We start from the raw sequence: 20,751 nt of genomic DNA, 5'->3' as shown, positions 1-20,751 counted from the left end.
GTTCAGGCCTCCCTCGCGACGGGTCGGGCATCCAGATCAGTCGACGCGGCGGGTGCAGACCCGAGGTCGTGCCCGGCGTGCCGGGTGTCGTTGCCGACGACGGTGTTGTGCAGGACGCCGAGCCGCTCGACCTCGACCTCGACGACGTCACCGGGCTGCAGCAGCCACGGGGGCGTGCGGGCGTACCCGACGCCCGATGGGGTGCCGGTGGCCAGCAGGTCACCCGGCCGCAGGGTGAAGGTCCGCGAGATGTGCGCGAGGGTGTCACCGACGGTGTAGACCATCTCGTCGGTGCGGCCGTCCTGGACGGTCTCGCCGTTGACCCGGGTCTGCACCCGCAGGCCCTCGCGCAGGTCGCCGACCTCGGCCGCGGGCACCAGCGGGCCCAGCGGGCCGGAGTTGTCGCCGTTCTTGCCGAGGATCCACTGGCTGGTCAACTTCTGTGCCCGACGCGAGGTGAGGTCGTTGAAGGTCGAGTAGCCGACGACGGCGGCCAGCGCCTCCTCCGGGGTCGCGTCGACCAGGGTCGAGCCCACGTAGGCCACGACCTCGCCCTCCCAGTCCAGTCCGTCCTCGTCGGCGGGCACCGGCACCTCGGCGCCGTCCACGGTCAGCGACTGCGTCCAGCGGGCGAACAGCGTCGGGTACGGGGGCAGCTCCTGGCCGGCGAACGAGCCCTCCGCGACGTGCTTGAGGTAGTTCAGCCCGATGCACACCACCCGGGCGCCGGGCAGCACGGGTGGCACCCGCTCCACGTCGCCGACCGGCAGCGTCGGGCCGCCCGGCTCGCGGCTCAGGTGGGCGGCGGCGTCGGCCCAGAACGCCTCCAGCGGCGCGACGACGGTCACCGACCCGCCGTCCTCCGACAGCGACGCCACCTCCACACCGGCGCCGTCCGGCCGCCGGATGCCCACGATCCTCATGCGTCGTCCTCTCCTCGTTCCTCTGGGGACGCTGCCTGCGCGTCCTCGTGCCACCCGCAGGCTCGCACCAGGGCCGCAGCGGCGGCAGCCGGGTCCCCGCCGCGCCACGCGACGTGCTGGTCGGGGCGCACCAGGAGCAGCGGCGCGCCCCAGGTGTCCCGCAGCGGGACCGTGCCGGGCGGGACGTCGTCGTCCCCGAGCCGGACGACGGTCAGCGGGATGCCCCGGTCGGTGGCGGCACGCCGCACCGGCCCGACGTCGGTGTCCGCCAGGGCGAGCACGGTGAAGCCCCGGCCGAGCAGGTCGTACACCGAGCGGTCGCCGGTCAGCCACCGGTGGGGCAGCAGGCAGCCGGGGCGTGCCGACGGCGTGTAGTGCACCGGGTCGTCGACCGGCGGTGGGCTGCCGTCGTCGGAGACCAGCGGCGAGTCCGAGTACTGGTACCCCAGCACCAGGCCCAGCGACGAGAACTCGCTCTCCTTGACCTGCAGCGCCTCCGCGGTCTCCTTGCGCAGCAGGTCGGCCTCGGCGCCGTCCGCGCCCAGCCGGGGGTCGGCGAAGTGGTGCGCGAGCGCGCGGTCGTTGGCGCCGGCGTCGGCGATGGTGCGCGCGGCGACCGGCCGGCGCTCGGCCTCGTAGCTCGGGAGCAGGCCCGGCCCGCCCCAGCCCTGCAGGACGGCGGCGGCCTTCCACCCGGCGTTGACGGCGTCACCGACGCAGGTGTTGAAGCCGTGCCCGCCCCACGGCGGGTTCAGGTGCGCGGCGTCGCCCACGAGCAGGACGCGGCCGGTCCCGTAGGAGTCGGCCAGCAGCATCCGGGCCACCCACGGGTCGGTGGCGATGACCTCGACGTCGACCGGCTCGCCGACCAGGGCGTGCACGAGCGCCACCGGGTCGACGTCGCCCGCGGTGCGGACGTCGACCCCCTGGACGATGGCCCACCAGGTGTCACCGAGGTCCAGCCGGCCGACGATGCCGGCCGCACCGCGGGCCATCACCCAGGAGTGGACGGCGTTCCGGTGGGGCACCCGCTCGGCCAGGCCCGGCGCGCGGAACAGGATGCTGAGGTTGGGCTTCTCCCCGGAGGAGCCCTCGTAGGCTGCGCCGACCGCGCCGCGGACCACGCTGCCGCCGCCGTCCGCGCCGAGGACGAGGTCGGCGCGGACCGTGCGGGTGGCGCCGTCCTCGCCGGCGACGGTGACCTCGACGCCGTCGTCGTCCTGTCGGACGCCGGTGACCCGGGAGCCGGTCTCCAGCCGGGCGTGCGCCGAGCCGGTCAGCGCCTCGCGCAGCACCTCCTCGATCACCGGCTGGGGCACCTGCTGGCCCACCTCGGGGGACCACTCCTGCGGCTCGCTGTGGAGCTGGAAGGCGTGTTCGAAGCGGCGCACCTCGCGGCCCAGCAGCGTGGAGCAGAAGACGACGTCCTGGGCCCAGTCCACGGGGAGCGGGGCGGCGGCCCGCAGCCGGTCGGCCAACCCCCACCGGCGCAGGTGGGTCATGGTCCGGGCGTTGGTCGTCTTCGCCCGGGGGCGCAGCGGGTCGACCGTGACGCGGGGCTCGACGACGAGGCTCGCGACCCCGTGGCCGTCGAGCTCCAGGGCCGCGGCCAGGCCGGCCGGGCCGCCGCCGACCACGACGACGGGGACGTGCTCGACGGTCCCCGGCTCGCGGGGGGTCTGGGGGACGGTCATGCGGCACCTTCCATCTGCGCGGGGCGGGCGGCGACCGGCGCGCCGCCGGGGGTGGCGGCGCGGTCGCGGCGGGGGAGCGGCGCCATGGCGAGGGCGCCCAGGAGGGCGGGACCGGCGAAGGCCAGGCAGCCGGCCACCACGGCGCTCCCGGCCCCCACGAAGGCGGCGCCGTACGTCGGGCCGGCGATCGCCCCGAGCCGGCCGATGCCCAGCGCCCAGCCCAGCCCGGTCGCGCGGGCGGCGGCGGGGTAGTAGCCGGCGACGTGGTCGTTGAGCATGTTCTGCGTGCCCAGGCCACCGAAGCCGGCCAGCGCCACCAGGACCAGCGCGACGCCGGTGGGCGGCGTGGTCGCGATGGCCAGCAGGGCGAGCGCCGCGGCGGCGAAGCCGGTGAGCACCATCGCCTTGGCCCCGACCCGCTCGGCCAGCGCGGCGGCGATCAGGGTGCCCACCACGGCGCCGGCGCTGTAGAGCAGCAGGAAGCCGATCGCCGAGCTCACGCCGTAGCCGGCGCTGCGCATGATCTGCGGCAGCCAGGTGCTCACGCCGAAGACGGTGAGCAGGCTGCACACGTTGACCAGCCAGATCCCGACCGTCACCGGGCCGCGGCCGTCGGCGAACAGGGCACCGACCGGGGAGCGGCGACCCGCTGGGCCCGCGGCCGGGGCGGGCAGCCCGAACCGCGCGGCGATGCGGTCGGCGTCGTCGGTCCGGCCGCGGGCGCGCAGGAAGGCCGGGGACTCGGGCAGCAGCCACAGCGCGACGGGGACGAGCACGAGGGGCAGCACGCCCAGCCCGTAGACCCAGCGGAACCCGCCGTCGGCCACGGTGGCCACGGCGACCCCCGAGGCCAGCAGGCCGCCCAGCGGCGGCCCGGTGAGGACCGCGCCGATGATCCGGGAGCGCCGGCCGGGCGCGGCGAACTCGCTGGTCAGCGCCACCGCGGTCGGCAGCAGGCCGCCGATGCCCAGGCCGGCGACGAACCGGCAGACCGCGAAGGTGCCGAACGACGGGGCCAGCGCGCAGGCGAGCATGGCCAGGGAGAAGACGGCGATCGACGTGACGAACAGCCGGCGCCGGCCCAGCAGGTCGGTGAGCGTGCCGGCCACGAGGGAGCCGCACAGCACCCCGACGAGGGCCAGGCTCGCCACGGCCCCGGCTCCCCCGGGCGTCACGCCCCAGCCCGGCTCGGCGAGCAGGCCGGGCACCGTCGCGCCGTAGGAGAACAGGTCGTACCCGTCGGCGATGAGCGCGAGCCAGCACAGCAGCGGCACGAGGACCGCGGCGCGGCGTGCGGGGCGCGCGGGGGCGAGATCGTCCATGGAGGTCTCCGGATCTGAGGGGATCGGGCTCAGGGCTGGGGCCTCGCGCCGGTCCGGGAGGAGCCCCGGGGCGCGTGCTGGGCCTGCTCCCACCCTCGGTGACGCCGGTCACGTCGTCCGAGGGCCGTGCCACCCAATGGCAGACGAGCCTGCGGTTCGGCTCAGCTGCCGAGCCGGTCCCGGAGGAAGGCCGTCGTCCGGGCGAGCGCGTCGCGGGCGACGTCGGGGGCGCCGAGCCACATGTGGTCCGCGCCGGGGTAGGTGGACAGCTCGACGCCGGCCCCGGCGGCGCGCAGCGCGTCGGCCAGCCGCTCGCTCTGCACCGCCGGGACGAACCGGTCGGCCTGCCCGTGCAGCAGGAGGAACGGCGGGGCGCCGGGGGAGACGTGCGTGACGGGGCTGGCCTGCGCGGCGGCGTCCGGGGCCGCGGCCGGCGGGGCGCCCAGGAGCTGGGCCTCGCGGGTGGTGGCGTCCCCAGGGTCGGCACCGGCGTCGGCGGCGAACCCGGTCAGGTCGGTGGGCGGGTACCAGGCGGCGACGGCGACGACCGCCGACGACGGGCCGGTCAGCCCGACGTCCCCCGCCAGGGCCGGGTCGTCCCCCGTCAGGCCGAGCAGCGCGGCGAGGTGGCCGCCGGCCGACTCGCCCCAGGCGGCGACGCGGTCGCCGTCGACGCCCAGTTCGCCGGCGCGGGCCCGCAGCCAGCGGACGGCGGCCTTCGCGTCGTGCAGCTGCGCCGGCCACACCGCCTCACCGGAGAGCCGGTAGTCGACGCTGGCGACGGCGATGCCGGCCTGCGCCACCTGCTCGAACAGCGACGGGCCGGGGAACGCCGGGCCGGCCGACCGCCGGCTGCCCAGCCGCCAACCGCCGCCGTGCAGGAAGACGACGGCCGGAGCCGGGCCCTCCCCGGCCGGGAGGTACAGGTCCAGCTCGAGTGGCCGGATCCCGGGGAGCGCCGCGTACGGGACGCCGGGCAGGACGCGGGTGCCGCCGGGGCCGGGCGCCGGGCGCGGGAGGGGCGCCTCGTGCGCCGGCGGCGGGAGGGGCAGGGCCGAGGTGGGCACGGCGCCCCTCAGGAGTCGTCGCGCCGGGCGTCGTCCCACCGGAAGTCCGGCATGAACTGCATGTCGTGCTGCTGCGCGGCGGCCCGCATGCGGGGGAAGTCCGGGACGAACGGCACCTGGTCGGCCGTGGGGGAGTCGGTCGGGGTGCCCATGTGCTGGAAGAAGCGCTCGAAGCCGCCGGTGAGGACGCCCATCATCCGGGCGGCCTCCTCGATCTGGTAGGCGTGCGCGACCCCGGCCGGCACGTAGCCGAAGTCGCCGGCGGTGAGCAGCTTGGTGGTCTTGGTGCCCTCGGCGTCCTCGAAGAACAGCCGGACCTTGCCCTCGAGCACGTAGAACGTCTCGTGGGTGGCGTTGTGCGAGTGCGTGGGGATGACGTCCCCGGCCGGCGACTCGCTCACGATCACGCCGAACTGGCCCTCGGTCTCGTCCCCGGACACCAGCACGGTGAACAGGTCGGTGAAGAGCATCGCGTGCTCGCCCTCGCCGCGGCGGAGCACGTAGGGCTCCGGCCTGCCGGGGAGCAGGCCCTTCCACTGCGGGCCCTTCGCGGGGTCGATCAGGTACTCGAAGCTCATGCGTGCTCCCGGGCCGGGTCGGCGGTGGACCGTCCGAGCATGGGTGACCGGTGCCACCGCAGCCCACTGGGCTGCCATTGGGTGGCAGACCACTCGCGGTGCGGTCTGCCACCATGGCGGCGTGACCGCCGACGACGCCGGTCCGCGGCCGGTCGCCCGCGGCAAGCGGCCACCGCAGGGGGACCCGGTGGTCGACCGCGCCCTGGGACTGCTGGCCGCCTTCGACCCCGCGCACCGCCGGCTGACCCTGTCCGACCTCAGCCGGCGCGGCGGCGTCCCGCTGAGCACCGGCCGGCGGCTGGCCGAGCGGCTCGTCGCCTGGGGCGCCCTCGAGCGCGGGGCGGACGGCGACTACGTCGTCGGCCTGCGGCTGTGGGAGGTGGCCTCGCTGGCGCCGCGCGGTCACGGCCTGCGCGAGGTCGCGATGCCCTACATGGAGGACCTCTACGAGGCCACCCGGCACCACGTGCTGCTCGCCGTCCTGGAGGGGGACCAGGCGCTCCTGGTCGAGCGCCGGTCGGGGCGGGCGGCGGTGCCCGTGGAGTACCGGGTCGGCGGCCGGCTGCCCCTGCCGATGACGGGCGTGGGCCTGGTGCTGCTCGCCCACGCCCCGCACGAGCTGCAGGAGCGCGCCCTCGCCGGGGAGGTCCCGGGGAACGCGGCCGACCCCGCGCCCACCCCCGCGGCGCTGCGGCGCACCCTCGCGGAGGTGCGCCGGTCGGGCGTGGCCGTGATCAACCGGCGCCGGCCTGCCGCGGTCGTCTCGGTGGCCGCGCCGGTGCGTGGCGAGGGGGACCGGGTGCTCGCCGCGCTCTCGATCGTCGTGCCCGCGGGCGGCACGTCCCCGAAGACCCTCGAGCCGGCCGTCCGGGCCGCGGCCCGCGCGGTGTCCCGCGGGCTGGGCGCCCCCACGGCCATGACCGTCCGGCCGTCGGCCGAGCGGTGACCGTCGGCGGCGGGCCGGGCATGCTGGGCCGGTGACGACCCCGCCGGCCGCTGCGGCCCGACGCTCGCGGGTGGGCTGACGTGTCCTACGTGGCCCTCGGCAGCTCGTTCGCGGCCGGGCCGGGGGTCGAGCCGGTGCTCGACCCCGGCTGCGGGCGCTCCGGCGCGAACTACCCGCGCCTGGTGGCCGAGCGGCTCGGCCTCGACCTGGTGGACGTCTCCTGCGGCGGCGCCACGCTCGACGCCGTCCTGCGGACCCCGCAGGTGCTGCTCGGCGGGGGCACCGTGCCGCCGCAGGTCGACGCGGTCGACGACCGGGCGGACCTGGTCACGGTCACGGTCGGTGGGAACGACGTCGAGTACCTGCTGACCATGCTGCGCTGCTCGTACCGCGTGGCGCCGGGAACGGCTCCGGCCTCCGTCCGGGCACTACTCGGGCTGCCGGTGGACCGCGCGGCGGTCGAGCGCGGGCTCGCGGGGCTGCCGATGGGGCTGGCTGGGCTGGTCACCGCCGTGCGGGGGCGCGCACCGCGGGCCCGGGTGGTGCTCGTCGACTACCTCACCGTCCTGCCGCAGTCCGGCGGGTGCGCGGCGCTGCCCATGGCCGACGACGACCTCGCGTACTGCCGCGGCATCGCCGAGCAGTTGGAGGTGGCCACCGCGACCGCCGCCCGGGAGACCGGGGCGGACCTCGTACGGGCGTCGGCGGCCGGCCGGGAGCACTCGGTCTGCTCCGCGGAGCCGTGGGTCACCGGGTGGGGGTTCGGCGACATCGCGGCCGGCGGGGTGGTGCCCTACCACCCGAACGCGGCCGGGATGCGCGCGGTCGCCGACCTGCTGACCGACCACCTGCGGCAGGTCTGACGTCGTCAGGTCGACGTCGTGGTCGCTGTGCACGTGCGTGGAGAACACCCCGCGGACCCTCGTCCACGTCGAGGCCAGCCCCGCCCCGCCCGCGGCGGCGCTCTGCCGCAACCGGAGCACGGCGCCCAGCCCCAGGTCCACGACGTACACCCGGTCCCCGTAGAGGACCGCGGTCGAGATGCCCTAGCGGCTGCCGTCGAGGATGCCGGGGCCACCGGCGGTGCCCAGCAGCACCAGGCGGCTGCGCGCACCGCCCCGTCCGGCCGGCCGGCCCGGAGCCGCGGAGGCGGAGCCGGCCCCGGCGGCGACGAGGCCGCGCGCGGCCGCGGTCGTGGCCAGCACCTCCAGGAACTGGCGGCGGTTGGACTCCGGCAGTGCCGGGTCCGCGGCGACGCGGCCCATCTCGTCACACATGGGGGCGGGTTCCTCCTGTCCAGCGGGTCCCGGGGAGGGTTGCCGCGGGCACCCCGCGCCGGCCAGGAGGACCGTCCGAACGGCCGTGAGGGAGGGCCGCTGTGTCCCGTCGGGCAGGATCGCGGCGACCTGCACCCCCCACCCCGGAGGAGAACCGTGGCCGTCGTCCCGCCGCCGCTCGAGCACGTGCTGCACCTGGAGGTGACCGTCGACCGGCCGATCGAGATCGGGACGACGCCGGGTGGGCACCGGCGGGTCATCCCGATCACCGGCGGCACCGTGTCCGGGCCGCTGATGACCGGGCGGGTGCTCCCCGGGGGCGCGGACTTCCAGGTCATCCGCACCCAGACCGAGACGGTGGCCGAGGCCCGCTACGTCCTGGAGAGCGACGACGGCGAGCGGGTGTACGTGGAGAACCTCGGCCTGCGCACCGGCTCGGCCGAGGACGTCGCCCGGCTCCGCCAGGACCTCCCGGTCGACCCGGCGCGCATCTACTTCCGGTCCACGCCCCGCTTCGAGACCGACGTCCCCCGGCTGGCCACGCTGACCTCGCACGTCTTCGTCGGGTCGGGCGTGCGCCACCCCACCGCCGTCGTCTTCGACTTCTTCCGGGTCGGCTGAGCGGAGGCGTGGGCGGCGGGGCTCAGCGGGGCGGCGGGCTCGACGCGTAGGCGAGCAGCCGCCAGTCCCCGTCGGCGCGGGTCCAGACGGCGGTGGCGAGGTTGTCGAGCTCCTTGGGGACGCCGTCGACGTCGACGTCCGCGGTCATCCGGCCGACCACGACCGCGGCGTCCCCGGACACCTCGACCCGCTCGACCGGGTGCTCCGCGCTCCGGTAGACGTAGTAGCGCGACCGGAGCTTGTCCAGGTACTCGTCCTTGGTGTCGCGCCGGCCGCTGGAGTGGGTGTAGGTCATCCCGGGGGCCAGCAGCGCGTCCAGCGCGGTCAGGTCGCCCTCCACCATCGCCCGGTAGCGGCGGTCCTCCGCGTCGAGCACCGCCTGCACGTCGTCGCTGGTGTCGGCCATGCGCCCATCCTGGTGGGCGGCGGCGCCGGCACGCACCCCGGACCCGTCGGCAGACCGGTGCCGCCGCCGGCCGGGAGGGTCTAGCGTCCGCGCGTGGACGGCGACGAACGCGCAGCTCCCCGCCTCGCGGAGCAGGATGTCCGGCGTCCCGCCGACGAGGCCGGCTGGTTCCGGCAGGCCCCGACCTGGCTGCGCCGCGGAGTGGTGTTCGCGCTCGTCGCGATCGCCGTCTTCCAGGTCGCGGTGTGGGCCTTCGCCAGCCTCCGCGGCTTCCTGGGGCTGCTCTTCCTCGCCTGGCTGTTCTCCATCAGCGTCGAACCGGTGGTCGCGCGGCTGGCCCGGACCGGGATGCGGCGCGGAGCGGCCACCGGGCTGGTCCTGTTCGGGCTCACCGTGCTGGTGGTCGGGTTCCTCACCGCGTTCGGCACCCTGCTGGTCGACCAGCTCACCTCGCTGTTCCGGGCGCTGCCCGACGTGGTCCGCGAGGTCGTCGTGTGGGTCAACCGCACCTTCGACACCTCGTTCCGGCCCAGCGACATCGTCGACTCCCTCGACCTCACGCCCGAGCGGGTGCAGGGCATCCTGTCCGACCTCACGCCCGGGGTCGTCGGCATCCTGACCGCGCTGGTCGGGCTGCTCTTCCAGGGCCTGACGTTCCTGCTGTTCGCCTTCTACATGTCCGCGCAGGGCCCCGCGCTGCGGGCGACGGTCGCCCGGCGGTTCCCGCCGCGCCAGCAGCGGGTGATCTCCACGGTGTGGGCGATCGCGGCGGAGAAGACCGGCGGCTACGTGGTCTCCCGGCTGGTGCTGGCCACGATCAGCGCCCTGGCCACCGGGGTCGTCCTGTGGCTGCTCGGCGTGCCGTTCTGGCTGCCGCTCGCGCTGTGGACCGGGGTGGTCTCCCAGTTCATCCCCACGATCGGCACCTACCTGGCCATCGGGGTCCCGGCCCTCATCGCGCTGGCCGGCCAGCCGCTCGACGCGCTGTGGGTGGTCGTGTTCGGCGCGGTCTACCAGCAGGTCGAGAACTACCTGCTGGGCCCGCGGATCACCGCCGCCACCGTGGCCATCCACCCCGCGGTGGCCTTCGGGTCGGTCGTCGTCGGCGCGGCGCTGTTCGGGCCGATGGGCGCGCTGGTCTCCATCCCCGTCGTCGCCGCGGTCCAGGCGGTCGTCGAGACCTACGGCCGCCGCTACGAGCTGGTCCCCGAGGAGGCCGGTCCGGACAACGGCCTCGGCCCGCCGCCGCAGGCCGCGTCGGCGGAGCGGGCCGGGGAGCCCGGGCCGCCGGGGGCACGCGGCCCCGCCTGACCGGTCCGGCTTGCCGCGTCGCCGGCCGGGTGCCGTCGCCCGTCGTGACCCACGCCGGCCCGTCCTGACCCATGATCGGCGGTACGGGCCGCGGGTCCCGGAACGGCCCGCCGACGGCGACGGAGCACGACGGAGACAGCGAGAGGACGGGCCCATGTCCGACGTGAAGGTCGAGCACAAGGTCACCATGACCCGGCAGGACGCCGCGCGCTGGCTCCGCGAGCTGGCCGAGGGGCTGGCCGGCGACGGGCCGGTGACCTTCTCCCTGGCCCGCAGCACGGTGGAGCTCGAGGTGCCCCACCAGGTGCGCGCCGAGGCCGAGATCGAGGTGGACGGCGACGAGGTCGAGCTGGAGATCGAGCTGACCTGGTCCACCCGCCGCGCGAAGGCCGACGCCCACCCCGACGGCGGCCCCACCGGCGGCTGACGGCCCCGCGCCGTCCTCGGCCCGTGCTGCCCGGCCGAGGACGGCGTCGCCGGCGGCTGCGGCTCAGTTCCCCCCGGCCTTCTCCTGCTCGTAGCGCTCGGTCATCGTCGCCACCGCCTGCATCTGCTGGGCGGCGTAGTCCTCGCGCTTGCCGCCGGCGTAGGCCTTCCAGTCCAGCGTCTGCTGGGCGTGGCTCACCTCGCCGCCCTGGAAGTGCGGCATCACGTGCTGGGCGATGAGCTCCCACGACCGCTTCGTGGCCTGCGGGTTGGCCCACTCGTGACCGAGCAGCAGCATGCAGCCGAACCCGCCGGACTGGTCCCACAGCCGCTGCACCTGGGCGCGGGCGTCCTCGACCGTGCCGATCGCGCCGATCCCGGCCTCGTTGATGAAGTCGATCATCTCCTTGGCGTCGCCGCCCTCGACCGCCATCTGCGGGAACGCCGCGGTCTTCTGGAAGTACCGGAACCAGGTCTCGATCCCGTACTGGACGTCGGCGTAGGCCTGCTCGCGGGTCTCGGCGATGTGCATCAGCCCGACCAGCCGCCAGTCCCGCCGCGACACCGTCTGGCCGACGTGGTCGGCCCGCTCCTGGACGACGTTCCAGTGGTGGGCCAGCGCGTCGAAGCCCTCCTTGGTCAGCGTGGCGCCGATGGAGAGCAGCCCGATGCCGTGCGTGCCGGCCATCCGGGGCCCGGTGGGGGAGGCGACGGCCGCGACGGCGACCTCGAACCGCGGCTCGGTGTAGGGCCGCAGGTGCAGGCGGGCGTTCACCAGCTCGTGCGTGCGGGTCTTCTGCGTGACCGTCTCGCCGCGCAGCAGCCGCATGATGATGTCGAGGTCGACCTCCAGCAGCTCGCGGGTGTCGGTCGGGTTGAGCCCCAGCATCATCGAGTCGGTGGGCAGCGAGCCCGGCCCGCACCCCAGCATCGCCCGGCCGCGCGTGAGGTGGTCCAGCAGCACCATGCGCTCGGCCACCCACAGCGGGTTGTGGTAGGCGATCGAGGTCACGCCGGTGCCGAGCTTGATGTGGCGGGTCCGCTCGGCCGCCGCGGCGATGAAGATCTCCGGCGAGGCGATGATCTCGGTCCCGGCCGAGTGGTGCTCGCCGATCCACGCCTCGTCGTACCCCAGGCGGTCGAGGTGCTCGACCAGTTCCATGTCGCGCTGCAGGGCGAGCGTCGGGTTCTCCCCGGCGGGGTGGAACGGGGCGAGGAAGGTGCCGAAGCGCAGCCTGTCCATGGGTCCTCCTGGGGTCCGGCGGTGGGCCAGAACGTAACGTGGATCACAGCTCCGCCGGGAGTCCCGGGCGCGGCCGTTGGGGAGGCCGATCCCGTTCCGGCGGCGTAGGTTTCCGCGCACCACCGTTCGAGGGGCGCCATGGGCCGGTTCCGCCGCATCGACGCCGCGCGCAGCGCGGCGGGCACGGCCGCGCGCCTCGGACTGGGCCTGGCCGCCGCCCCGGCGCTGGTCACCGCCGGCCTGCTCGGCGGGCCGGCGCGGGCGACCGTCCGGACCGCGTCCGAGGTCGGCTCCGCGGTGGCCGGCGCCACCCGGCACCTGGCCCACAGCGCGGCGGTCACCGGCACCCGCGCGGTGGGCACCCTGCTCACCGGCGCCGACCCCGTCCCCGACGGCCACCTGCACTCGCTCGTCGACGCCGCCCGCGGCATGGTCGAGCCGCCCCGGCACCGCCACACCCGCCGGGTCTGGGCCGACCACGGGCACGTCCAGATGGAGGTCTGCGCCCCCTCGATCGAGGAGCAGCCGGAGGTGCGCCGGGCGCTGCGCCGCCAGCTGGAACGGCTCGAGGGCGTCCAGTGGGCCACGGTCAACGACGTCGTCGGCCGGGTGTTCGTCGCCTTCGACGAGCACCGGGTGGGCATCGAGGACGTCGTCGGCGCGGTGACCGCCATCGAGCAGGCGCGGGGCGGTGCCCAGGTGTTCCCCGAGACGGTGGAGCACCCCGCCGACCTCGAGCCGCTGCTGGCCGCCGCGGTCGCCGCGGCCATCGACACCGTCTCGGTCGGCGTCGCCTACATGGGCAAGGCGCTGCCGATCCCGGCGCTGTCCCGGCACGCCACGCTGGCCATCGCCCTGCTCGACAGCCAGCGCTGGGTCCGGTCGGGGCTGGAGGCCCGGATCGGCGTCATCGGCACCGACCTGCTGTTCAACGGCACCAGCGCGCTGCTGCACGCGCTCACACAGAGCCCGGTCATCCCCGCGCTCAACGCCGCCGCGGCCCTGCAGCAGGTGGTCGAGATGCGCGCCCGCCGCCAGGTGTGGCAGCGCCGCGAGGGCGAGCTGTGCGGCCCCGAGCCGGAGGACGAGGCGCAGCCGCTGGTCCCCCCGGGCCCGCGGCCGGTGCCGCTGCCGCCGGGGCCGGTCGAGACCTACCGCAGCCGCCTCGAGCCCGTCGCGCTCGCCGCCTCGCTCGGGATGCTGCCGCTGACCGGCAGCCCCGGGCGCTCGGCCGACATGCTCAAGTCGCAGAACCCCAAGGCCGCGGGCCTCGGGCGGGAGTCCTTCGCCGCGACGCTGGACCTGCTGATGTGCCGGCGCGGGGTGCTGCCCCTCGACGGCGCGGCCTACCGCCGGCTCGACCGCGTCGACACCGTCGTCCTCGACTCCGCCACCCTCTGCACCGGCCCACCCGTCGTCATCGAGGCGACCGCCACCGCCGAGGGGGAGGACGACGCCGCCGTGTGGACCGCCGCCGTGCGGCTGCTCGGCGACCACGACACCCCCGGCGCCGGCGCGGCGGACGGCGAGCCGCACCTGCGGCTGGGGCCGGCGCGCGCCGCCGCGGACGCCGCGGGCGGGGAGGTGCGCAGTCTGCTGCGCGGGCGCCGCCGGGTCGGCGTCGTCACCGTCGCCCCCGAGCTGGACCCGTACGCCGAGGCCCTCATGGCCGCTGCCGCCGACGCCGGCCACCGCGTCGTGCTGACCCGGCACGTGGGCACGCGGGAGGTGGGCGCCGCCGCCGACGAGGTCGCCCCCGCCGGCGAGCCGCTGGTGGAGACGGTGCGGCGGCTGCAGGGCGACGGGCACGCCGTGCTGCTCGTCTCCGCCGCGGACGGCCCCGCGCTGATGGCCGCGGACGTCGCCGTCGCCCCCGTCGTGCCCGGGCACGCGCCCGCCTGGGGCGCCGACCTGGTCACCGGCCCGGGCCTGGTCGACGCCTGTGCGGTCGTCGCCGCCACGGTCCCGGCCCGTGCGGTCAGCCGCCGGTCGGTGACCACCGCGGTGACCGGGAACGTGCTGGGCGGGCTGCTGGCCGCGGTCGGCAGCCCCCGGTACGGGCAGGCGAAGGCGACCGCACCGGGCAAGACGGCCAGCACCGCCACGCTGGTCGACGGCGCCTGGACGGCGCTCCGCGCCGCCCGGCGGCCCGTGCCGCCGCCGTCGGTGCACACCCCGTGGCACGCCCTGGAGCCCGACGACGTCCTCGGCCGGCTCGCCGACCTCCCCGAGCAGTCCGACGGCCGGGCCGGCCGGCTGTCCGGAGCCGCCCGCGCGGTGCGGGAGCTCCCGGTCGTGCGGGTGCCCGCCCGCTTCGCGCGGACCGTCGCCGCCGAGCTCGCCGACCCGCTCACGCCGGTGCTGGCCACCGGCGCGGGGGCGACCGCGGCGCTCGGCGAGAACACCGACGCGCTGCTGGTCGGCGGCGTCACGGTGATGAACGCGCTGGTGAGCGGGCTGCAGCGGCTGAGGGCGGAGACCGCGCTGGAGGCGTTGCTGCTCGAGCAGGACGTCACCGTCCGGCGGGAGGTCGACGGCCGGTGCGAGGAGGTCCCCGCCAGCGCGCTGCGGGTCGGCGACGTCGTCTGCGTGGCCGCCGGGGACGTGGTCGCCGCGGACGCCCGGCTGCTCGGGGCGACCGACCTCGAGGTCGACGAGTCCAACCTGACCGGCGAGTCCCTGCCCGTGGGCAAGTCGGTGCCGGCCACACCGGGCGCCGACGTCGCCGACCGCACCTGCATGCTCCACGACGGCACCACCGTGGTCGCCGGCAGCGGCCGGGCCGTCGTCGTCGCCGTCGGCTCGGCCACCCAGGCCGGGCGTGCCGCGCGTGCCGCCGGTGGGGCCGCGCCGCCGGCCGGCGTGCAGGCCCGGCTGGCCGAGCTGACCCGGGCGGTGCTCCCGCTGACCCTCGCCGGCGGTGCGGCGGTGACCGCTCTCGGGGTGCTGTGGCGCCGTCCGTTGCGCGAGGCGGTCGCCGCGGGCGTCGCGGTCGCTGTGGCCGCCGTCCCCGAGGGGCTGCCGCTGGTCGCGACGGTGGCGCAGCAGGCCGCCGCCCGCCGGCTGTCCCGCCGCGGCGCGGTCGTGCGCAGCGCGCGCGTGCTGGAGGCGCTCGGCCGCGTCGACACCGTCTGTTTCGACAAGACCGGGACGCTGACGGAGAACCGGCTGAGCGTGTCCCGGCTGCTCCCGCTCGACGACGGCGCCGACGAGGACGACGTGCTGCGGCTGGCCGCGGCGGGGGTGGCCAACGGCGACGCCGAGGCGCACGAGACCGACCGCGCCGTGGTCGAGGCCGCCCGGGAGCGGGACCTCACCCCGGACGGCGAGGCGCAGGCCTGCGTGCCCTTCGCCGCCGAGCGCGGGTTCTCCGCGGCGGTCCGGGACGGCCGGCTGCTGGTGAAGGGCGCGCCGGAGGTCGTCGTCGCGCGCTGCTCCGGGGCGCCGGACGTGCGGTCGGCCGTGCAGGAACTGGCGGCCGACGGACTGCGGGTACTCGCCGTCGCCGACCGGGACCTCGACGAGGTGCCCGACGACCTCGACGCCGCGGCGACCGACCTGCGGTTGCGCGGGCTGGTCGGGCTCTCCGACACGCTCCGGAAGTCGTCCGTGGCCGCGATCGAGCAGCTGCGCGCCGCCGGGGTCCGGGTGGTGCTGGCGACCGGGGACCACCCGGAGACCGCCGGGGCGATCGCGGCGCAGGCCGGCGTGCCCGGTGCCGACCGGGTGGTCACCGGGGCGCAGTTCGCCCGGGCCTCCGACACCGAGCGCGCGCAGATGGTGCGGGAGGGGGCGGTGTTCGCGCGGCTGTCCCCGGAGCAGAAGGTGTCGCTGGTGAGCGCGCTGCGCCGCGCCGGCGCCACGCTGGCGATGACCGGCGACGGCGTGAACGACGCCGCCGCCATCCGGCTGGCCGACGTCGGCATCGGCGTCTCCGGTGCCGAGTCCCCGGCCGCGCGGGCCGCTGCGGACCTGGTGCTCACCGACCTGGACCTGACCCGCCTGGTCGACGCGATCGGCGAGGGCCGGGCCATGTGGCTGCGGGTGCGCGACGCCGTGTCCATCCTCGTCGGCGGCAACGCCGGCGAGGTCGCCTTCACCGTCCTCGGCACCGCCTTCGGCGGGCGCGCCCCGCTGGGCACCCGTCAGCTGCTGCTGGTCAACCTGCTCACGGACATGTTCCCGGCGCTCGCCGTCGCCGTGTCCTCCCCGCGCGCCGCCGTCCTGGAGCAGTCGGAGGGCCCGCTGGCCGGGCACCCGCAGGAGGCGGTGCTGCGCGCCGGTCCGCAGCGCGGCTTCTCCGGGGCGGTCCGCCGCATGGTGCTGGTGCGCGGCGCGGCCACCGCGGCCGGCGCCACCGGGGCGTGGGCGGCCGGCCGGCTCACCGGGCCCGCCGGGCGGGCGGGGACGATGGGCCTGGCCGCGCTGATCACCACCCAGCTGGGCCAGACCGCGTGGGCCGGGCGGCGCAGCCCGCTGGTGCTCGCGACCGCCGCCGGGTCGCTGGCGGTGCTGGTCGCGGTGGTCTCGACGCCGGGCGTCAGCCGGTTCTTCGGCTGCACCCCGCTGGACCCGCTGTCGTGGGGGGTCGTGCTGGGCTGGGCCGCCGCCGGCACCGCGGGGGCCGAGGTCGTCCCGGCCCTGGTGCAGCGGTACCGCGCCCGGTCGGCGAGCGGGCCCGCCCCGGCGTGACGGTCCGCGAGCTCGTCGTCCTGGGCACGGCCAGCCAGGCGCCGACCCGGACCCGCAACCACAACGGCTACCTGCTGCGCTGGGACGGCGAGGGCCTGCTGTTCGACCCCGGGGAGGGCACCCAGCGGCAGCTGCTGCTGGCCGGCGTGCCCAGCAGCGCGGTCACCCGGATCTGCCTGACCCACTTCCACGGCGACCACTGCCTCGGCGTGCCCGGCGTGGTCCAGCGGATGTCGCTGGACCGGGTCCCGCACCCGGTGCACGCGCACTTCCCGGCGTCGGGCCGGGAGTACTTCGCCCGGCTGCGGGCGGCGTCGGTCTTCCACGACGTCCTCGACCTGCGGGAGGTGCCGCTGAACGCCGACGGGCCGGTGGCCTCGGGACCGTCGTGGACGCTGGAGGCCCGCCGCCTCGACCACCTGGTGGAGGCCTTCGGCTACCGGCTGGTCGAGCCCGACGGGCGGCGGATGCTCCCCGACGAGCTGGCCCGCGCCGGCGTGGCCGGCCCGGACGTGGGGCGGCTGCAGCGCGAGGGGTCCCTGGAGGTCGGCGGCCGGGTCGTCCGGCTGGAGGAGGTGAGCGCGCCGCGGCCGGGGCAGCGGGTGGCCTTCGTCATGGACACGCGGCTGTGCGACGCGGTCTTCGCCCTGGCCGAGGACGCCGACCTGCTGGTCGTCGAGTCGACCTTCCTGGAGGAGGACGCCGCGCTCGCCGCCGCCTACGGCCACCTCACCGCCCGTCAGGCGGCCACCGTCGCGGCGGGGTGCGGCGTGCGCCGGCTGGTGCTCACCCACTTCTCCCAGCGGTACCCCGAGCCCGACGCGTTCCGCGACGAGGCGGCCGCGGTCTTCGACGGCGACCTCGTCGTCGCGCGGGACCTGCAGACCGTCACGGTGCCGCGGCGCCGGGCCTGAGCCGGCCGGCGGCTCAGCGCACCGGGCCGCCGCCGTAGTCGCCGAAGGGGCTCACCGGTGCCGCGGCGACCGGGACGTCGGTGACCGCCCGGCCGGTGGCGTCGCGGATGCGGACCGTGCGCCCGCCGTCGGGCAGGAGCGCGACCGCGCTGCCGTCCTGCAGGGCCACCGTGCCCAGCACGGCGCCGCGGTCGTCGAGGACGGCGGCGTCGGCGGCCGACGCGGGAGCGGTGACCACCAGCCAGCGGCCGTCGTCCGAGGGTTCGGTCTCCGGCACCGACAGGTCGCAGACCCGGGCGACCACCAGGCCCGCCACCTCGGCGCTGCCGGGCGGGGTGGAGACCCCGCACGGGACCACCCGCCCGGTGCCGCTCGGGCCGACCTGTGCCGCCCAGGTCGTGACGACCAGCCCGCCGCCGGGGCTGCGCGCGACGACCACGGCGGCCGTGCCGGGCACGCCCTCCAGGGGCACCGGGCCCGACCAGAGCAGCTGCGGCTCCAGCGCCGCCGGCTCGGCGCCCAGGGGGACCGCCACCTCCGCGAGCGCGGCCGCGACGGCGGCGGCCGCCGGCCGGACCGGCGACGGGCGCAGGGGCTCGAGCGGGCCCGGTGGGGCAGGGGCGGGCTCGGGGACCGTGGAGACGTCGACCTCGGAGCGGTGCACCGGCCGCCCGTCCCGCACCACCCGGACGCTGAGCGCGGCGCCGACCGCCGCGGTCGCCACCGGGACGACCGCCACGCCGTCGACGTCGTCCACCGGCCGGTAGGTGCGGCCGACCGTCCCGCGGGGGCCGACCTGCAGTCGCGGGGACACCTCGACGGCGTCGTCCCGCCCGGCGACGACGACCAGCGTGGTCGCACCCGGGTCACCGACCAGCAGCGACGCCGGCCGGCCCGGGCCCAGGTGCTGCGGCACGTGGGCGACCAGCTCACCGGCCGCGGCGCCGACCGGCCCGGTGAGCCACACCCCTCGGAGGTCCTCGTCCACCGTCCCTGCGACCAGGGCCACCCGGCCCGCGGGCGTGTCGGTGGCCAGGACGACCTGCCGCTCGTCCTCCGGCGGTGGCACCAGCGGTCCCCAGTCCAGCCGCCGGAGGGCGTCGACGTACGCGCGGTCGCCTGCGAGCGTGCCCCGGGTCGGCTCGGCCAGGACGGCGGTGTCGGAGGGCGCCGCGGCGGCCGGTGCCGGGGCCGGGGCCTCCGGGCCGCGCAGCGCGAGCGGTCCGGCAACCGCGGCCACCGCCACCACCGCCGTCCCCGCCGCGGCGCGCAGCCGGCGGGACCGGCGGCTGCGGGAGACGGCATCGGCGACCGCCTCTGCGGTGCCCAGCCGCCACCTCCCCGGCACGACCGGAGGAGGCGGTGCGGCGTCGAGGGACTCGAGCACCTGCCCGCTGCCGCGCACCCGGCCGGCGGTGTCGGCCAGCGCGGCGATGGCGGCGGCGCGCGGGTCGGTGCCCGCGCGCCCCCAGCGGCGGTGCACCCGGGACAGCGCCGCCTGCACCGCGTCCTCGGCCCGGGTGGGGTCGCCGGTCAGCCGCAGCGCCTCGGCCAGCAGCGCCGGCCGCTCCGCGGCCACGAACCGGCCGAACGCCTCCTCGACGTCGCTCACCGCTCCAGTCTGCGGCGGCCGGCGCGGCCCGGCCCCGGCAGCTCCCGGACGGGCCGGGGAGACGGCGCCGTCACAGGACGCCGGGGTCCATGATCCCGAGCGGGTCGGTGGGCTGCGACTCCGTTCCCACGGGGCTGGCCCGCGGCCCGGACGGCCGCATCCACGTGAGCACGCTGGGCGCCGAGGTGCCGGGGGCGGCCCGGGTGTACGTGCTCAGCGCGGACGGCGAGGAGGTCGAGGTCCACGAGGACTCCACCTCGCTGACCGGCGTCGAGGTCGGCCGCGCGGGGACCGGCTCCCCCTCCGACCTGCTGGAGGGCCTCCCGGAGGGGGAGCCGGGCCCGGACTTCGACCCGGCCACCGTGGGCCGGCTCACCCGCGTGGACGGCGAGGAGCGGACCTCCGCGCGCAGGTGACCATGCCGACCGGGCTGCTGCTCGAGGACGGCGACCTGTACGCCTCGGCGTGGAGCATCGCCGGCCTCCTCGGCCAGCCGGCCCGCGGTGAGCTGGTGCGGGTGGGCGAGGACGCCTTCGCACCCCGCGGGGTAGTGCACTACCTGCGAGAAGACCGCACCTGTCGCGCTCTCCCCTGGAGGCGACGGTGACTCCTGATCATCCTGGCTGAAGTGCCTCTCGCACATCGCAGCGCCCAGTTACGCCGAACGGCAGTGCGCGTCGATGGCACGCTGGCCTCTGTGGAGCACCTGGTCCAAGCGGTGCGAGCCGCGGTAGCCCAGCGCAACTTGTACGCCGCGCTCGCGCTGGCGCTCACGCTGCCGGACATCTGCGGCAGCATCGAGCCCGGCGACGACGGCAGCAGGCGCCGCTACACCGGCTGGTGGGACAAGCACGTCGGCGCCCTCTACCGGCACCCGGTTGGAGCTGAGGCTCAAGAGCACGTGTTCATGACCGGTGGCGACTGCTACGCACTCCGGTGCGCGCTTCTTCACCAGGGCCTCGACGACGTGACGGCCCACCGGGCCCGCGAGGTGGTGGAGCGATTCCACTTCGTCCAGCCAACGGCGGGCGGCTGGGTCGTCCACCGCAACCAGGTCGACTCCGTGCTGATGCTGCAGGTGGACCAATTCTGCGAAGAGTTGTGCCAAGCGGTCGAGCGATGGCTCGAGGAGGTCCGCGGCGACCCTCGCAAGGCTGCCGAGCTGAACCGGCTAATGTTCATCGACGACTTCAGCTCGCATTGACGCGGACCAGTCCAACTACCCCGGCGCGGCGAGGACGACGGCCTCGACCTCCACGGCGATGTCGAAGGGCAGCTCGGCCATCCCCACCGCGGAGCGGGCCGCTCGGCCGGCGTCGCCGAGGACGTCGGTGAGCAGGTCGGAGCAGCCGTCGACCACGGCCGGGATCTGGGTGAACCCGGGCGCGCAGTTCACCATCCCGAAGAGCTTGACCACCTGCCGGACGCGGTCCAGGTCGCCCAGCTCGGCCCGCAGCCGGCCGAGGATCTGCAGACCGGCGAGCCGGGCCGCCTCGCGCCCGGTGTCCAGGTCCAGCCCCCGCTCGCCGACCTTGCCGGTGAGCAGGCTCCCGTCCGGCCGCACCGGTCCGGTGCCGGAGAGGAACAGCAGGTCCCCGGCCCACGTGGCCGGCGCGTAGTTGGCGCGGGGGCTCATCGGCTCGGGCAGCTCGATGCCGAGCTCGCGCAGCCGGTCGTCGACGGTCATGGACCGACCCTGGCCCGGCGACCCGTCGTCCG

20 protein-coding genes are annotated in these 20,751 nt (G+C 76.8%); 10 read left to right on the top strand and 10 right to left on the bottom strand.

What is annotated here, in order from left to right; genetic code table 11:
• Nucleotides 1-2: 2 nt before the first annotated feature.
• The 5 genes from ACI79C_RS22650 to ACI79C_RS22630 all read right to left on the bottom strand — a co-directional run bounded on the left by ACI79C_RS22650 (nt 3) and on the right by ACI79C_RS22630 (nt 5,584).
• Nucleotides 3-923, bottom strand: coding sequence for a fumarylacetoacetate hydrolase family protein (locus tag ACI79C_RS22650; protein ID WP_456947947.1), 921 nt, complete (start codon nt 921-923; stop codon nt 3-5).
• Nucleotides 920-2,617, bottom strand: coding sequence for an FAD-dependent monooxygenase (locus ACI79C_RS22645; protein WP_456947946.1), 1,698 nt, complete (start codon nt 2,615-2,617; stop codon nt 920-922). The genes ACI79C_RS22650 and ACI79C_RS22645 overlap by 4 nt, the downstream gene beginning before the upstream one ends.
• Nucleotides 2,614-3,939, bottom strand: coding sequence for an MFS transporter (locus tag ACI79C_RS22640; RefSeq protein ID WP_456947945.1), 1,326 nt, complete (start codon nt 3,937-3,939; stop codon nt 2,614-2,616). The genes ACI79C_RS22645 and ACI79C_RS22640 overlap by 4 nt, the downstream gene beginning before the upstream one ends.
• Nucleotides 3,940-4,100: 161 nt before the next feature.
• Nucleotides 4,101-5,006, bottom strand: coding sequence for an alpha/beta hydrolase fold domain-containing protein (locus tag ACI79C_RS22635; RefSeq protein ID WP_456947944.1), 906 nt, complete (start codon nt 5,004-5,006; stop codon nt 4,101-4,103).
• Between the two features lie 8 nt (nt 5,007-5,014).
• A complete protein-coding gene (locus ACI79C_RS22630; RefSeq protein WP_456947943.1) occupies nt 5,015-5,584 on the bottom strand; it encodes a quercetin 2,3-dioxygenase in 570 nt (189 codons plus the stop codon).
• A 121-nt stretch (nt 5,585-5,705) separates the two neighbouring features.
• Between ACI79C_RS22630 and ACI79C_RS22625 the strand changes: the two genes are divergently transcribed.
• Both ACI79C_RS22625 and ACI79C_RS22620 read left to right on the top strand, forming a co-directional pair.
• Nucleotides 5,706-6,530 (top strand): IclR family transcriptional regulator, encoded by an 825-nt coding sequence (locus ACI79C_RS22625; protein ID WP_456947942.1) that lies wholly within the window; start codon nt 5,706-5,708, stop codon nt 6,528-6,530.
• Nucleotides 6,531-6,610: 80 nt separating this feature from the next.
• Nucleotides 6,611-7,393, top strand: a complete 783-nt coding sequence (locus tag ACI79C_RS22620; protein ID WP_456947941.1) for an SGNH/GDSL hydrolase family protein — start codon at nt 6,611-6,613, stop codon at nt 7,391-7,393.
• Nucleotides 7,394-7,576: 183 nt separating this feature from the next.
• On the opposite strand, the gene ACI79C_RS22615 is transcribed toward ACI79C_RS22620, so the two are convergent.
• Nucleotides 7,577-7,807, bottom strand: a complete 231-nt coding sequence (locus tag ACI79C_RS22615; RefSeq protein ID WP_456947940.1) for a hypothetical protein — start codon at nt 7,805-7,807, stop codon at nt 7,577-7,579.
• Nucleotides 7,808-7,963: 156 nt separating this feature from the next.
• On the opposite strand from ACI79C_RS22615, the gene ACI79C_RS22610 reads away from it, so the two are divergent.
• Complete coding sequence (locus tag ACI79C_RS22610) at nt 7,964-8,428, top strand: DUF3237 domain-containing protein (RefSeq protein WP_456947939.1); 465 nt, start codon at nt 7,964-7,966, stop codon at nt 8,426-8,428.
• A gap of 22 nt (nt 8,429-8,450) precedes the next feature.
• Here the strand turns inward: ACI79C_RS22610 and ACI79C_RS22605 are convergent, their stop codons facing one another.
• Nucleotides 8,451-8,834: a nuclear transport factor 2 family protein gene (locus tag ACI79C_RS22605; RefSeq protein ID WP_456947938.1), complete on the bottom strand. Its 384-nt coding sequence runs from the start codon at nt 8,832-8,834 to the stop codon at nt 8,451-8,453.
• A 93-nt stretch (nt 8,835-8,927) separates the two neighbouring features.
• Between ACI79C_RS22605 and ACI79C_RS22600 the strand changes: the two genes are divergently transcribed.
• Nucleotides 8,928-10,145, top strand: coding sequence for an AI-2E family transporter (locus ACI79C_RS22600; protein WP_456947937.1), 1,218 nt, complete (start codon nt 8,928-8,930; stop codon nt 10,143-10,145).
• 154 nt (nt 10,146-10,299) lie between these two features.
• On the top strand, nt 10,300-10,572 hold the full coding sequence (locus tag ACI79C_RS22595; RefSeq protein ID WP_456947936.1) for an amphi-Trp domain-containing protein: 273 nt from the start codon (nt 10,300-10,302) through the stop codon (nt 10,570-10,572).
• 63 nt (nt 10,573-10,635) lie between these two features.
• Here the strand turns inward: ACI79C_RS22595 and ACI79C_RS22590 are convergent, their stop codons facing one another.
• Nucleotides 10,636-11,814 (bottom strand): LLM class flavin-dependent oxidoreductase, encoded by a 1,179-nt coding sequence (locus tag ACI79C_RS22590; protein ID WP_456947935.1) that lies wholly within the window; start codon nt 11,812-11,814, stop codon nt 10,636-10,638.
• Nucleotides 11,815-11,952: 138 nt separating this feature from the next.
• On the opposite strand from ACI79C_RS22590, the gene ACI79C_RS22585 reads away from it, so the two are divergent.
• Together ACI79C_RS22585 and ACI79C_RS22580 are read left to right on the top strand one after the other, a co-directional pair.
• A complete protein-coding gene (locus ACI79C_RS22585) occupies nt 11,953-16,506 on the top strand; it encodes an HAD-IC family P-type ATPase (RefSeq protein ID WP_456947934.1) in 4,554 nt (1,517 codons plus the stop codon).
• On the top strand, nt 16,503-17,420 hold the full coding sequence (locus ACI79C_RS22580; protein ID WP_456947933.1) for a ribonuclease Z: 918 nt from the start codon (nt 16,503-16,505) through the stop codon (nt 17,418-17,420). Before ACI79C_RS22585 ends, ACI79C_RS22580 begins: the two co-directional genes overlap by 4 nt.
• A gap of 13 nt (nt 17,421-17,433) precedes the next feature.
• Here ACI79C_RS22580 and ACI79C_RS22575 read toward each other — a convergent pair whose 3' ends face one another.
• Nucleotides 17,434-19,032 (bottom strand): RNA polymerase sigma factor, encoded by a 1,599-nt coding sequence (locus ACI79C_RS22575; protein WP_456947932.1) that lies wholly within the window; start codon nt 19,030-19,032, stop codon nt 17,434-17,436.
• A gap of 89 nt (nt 19,033-19,121) precedes the next feature.
• Here ACI79C_RS22575 and ACI79C_RS22570 point away from each other — a divergent pair, with 89 nt between their 5' ends.
• From ACI79C_RS22570 to ACI79C_RS22560, 3 genes are all read left to right on the top strand, one after another.
• A complete protein-coding gene (locus ACI79C_RS22570) occupies nt 19,122-19,448 on the top strand; it encodes a hypothetical protein (RefSeq protein ID WP_456947931.1) in 327 nt (108 codons plus the stop codon).
• 2 nt (nt 19,449-19,450) lie between these two features.
• On the top strand, nt 19,451-19,639 hold the full coding sequence (locus ACI79C_RS22565) for a hypothetical protein (protein ID WP_456947930.1): 189 nt from the start codon (nt 19,451-19,453) through the stop codon (nt 19,637-19,639).
• 90 nt (nt 19,640-19,729) lie between these two features.
• Nucleotides 19,730-20,236: a hypothetical protein gene (locus ACI79C_RS22560; protein WP_456947929.1), complete on the top strand. Its 507-nt coding sequence runs from the start codon at nt 19,730-19,732 to the stop codon at nt 20,234-20,236.
• Between the two features lie 15 nt (nt 20,237-20,251).
• Here the strand turns inward: ACI79C_RS22560 and ACI79C_RS22555 are convergent, their stop codons facing one another.
• Nucleotides 20,252-20,719: a RidA family protein gene (locus ACI79C_RS22555; RefSeq protein WP_456947928.1), complete on the bottom strand. Its 468-nt coding sequence runs from the start codon at nt 20,717-20,719 to the stop codon at nt 20,252-20,254.
• Nucleotides 20,720-20,751: the final 32 nt, after the last annotated feature.

The sequence above is a fragment of the Geodermatophilus sp. SYSU D00697 genome (assembly GCF_054050175.1).
The sequence above is the reverse complement of the archived record's forward strand: the minus strand, read 5'-3'. Positions and strand labels throughout refer to the sequence as shown.

What these genes read in the sequence shown, in the direction of transcription:
- ACI79C_RS22650 (WP_456947947.1), bottom strand. Translation starts at nt 923, where the DNA reads ATGAGGATCGTGGGCATCCGGCGGCCGGACGGCGCCGGTGTGGAGGTG.
- ACI79C_RS22645 (WP_456947946.1), bottom strand. Translation starts at nt 2,617, where the DNA reads ATGACCGTCCCCCAGACCCCCCGCGAGCCGGGGACCGTCGAGCACGTC.
- ACI79C_RS22640 (WP_456947945.1), bottom strand. Translation starts at nt 3,939, where the DNA reads ATGGACGATCTCGCCCCCGCGCGCCCCGCACGCCGCGCCGCGGTCCTC.
- ACI79C_RS22630 (WP_456947943.1), bottom strand. Translation starts at nt 5,584, where the DNA reads ATGAGCTTCGAGTACCTGATCGACCCCGCGAAGGGCCCGCAGTGGAAG.
- ACI79C_RS22615 (WP_456947940.1), bottom strand. Translation starts at nt 7,807, where the DNA reads ATGTGTGACGAGATGGGCCGCGTCGCCGCGGACCCGGCACTGCCGGAG.
- ACI79C_RS22605 (WP_456947938.1), bottom strand. Translation starts at nt 8,834, where the DNA reads ATGGCCGACACCAGCGACGACGTGCAGGCGGTGCTCGACGCGGAGGAC.
- ACI79C_RS22595 (WP_456947936.1), top strand. Translation starts at nt 10,300, where the DNA reads ATGTCCGACGTGAAGGTCGAGCACAAGGTCACCATGACCCGGCAGGAC.
- ACI79C_RS22590 (WP_456947935.1), bottom strand. Translation starts at nt 11,814, where the DNA reads ATGGACAGGCTGCGCTTCGGCACCTTCCTCGCCCCGTTCCACCCCGCC.
- ACI79C_RS22585 (WP_456947934.1), top strand. Translation starts at nt 11,953, where the DNA reads ATGGGCCGGTTCCGCCGCATCGACGCCGCGCGCAGCGCGGCGGGCACG.
- ACI79C_RS22570 (WP_456947931.1), top strand. Translation starts at nt 19,122, where the DNA reads ATGATCCCGAGCGGGTCGGTGGGCTGCGACTCCGTTCCCACGGGGCTG.
- ACI79C_RS22565 (WP_456947930.1), top strand. Translation starts at nt 19,451, where the DNA reads ATGCCGACCGGGCTGCTGCTCGAGGACGGCGACCTGTACGCCTCGGCG.
- ACI79C_RS22555 (WP_456947928.1), bottom strand. Translation starts at nt 20,719, where the DNA reads ATGACCGTCGACGACCGGCTGCGCGAGCTCGGCATCGAGCTGCCCGAG.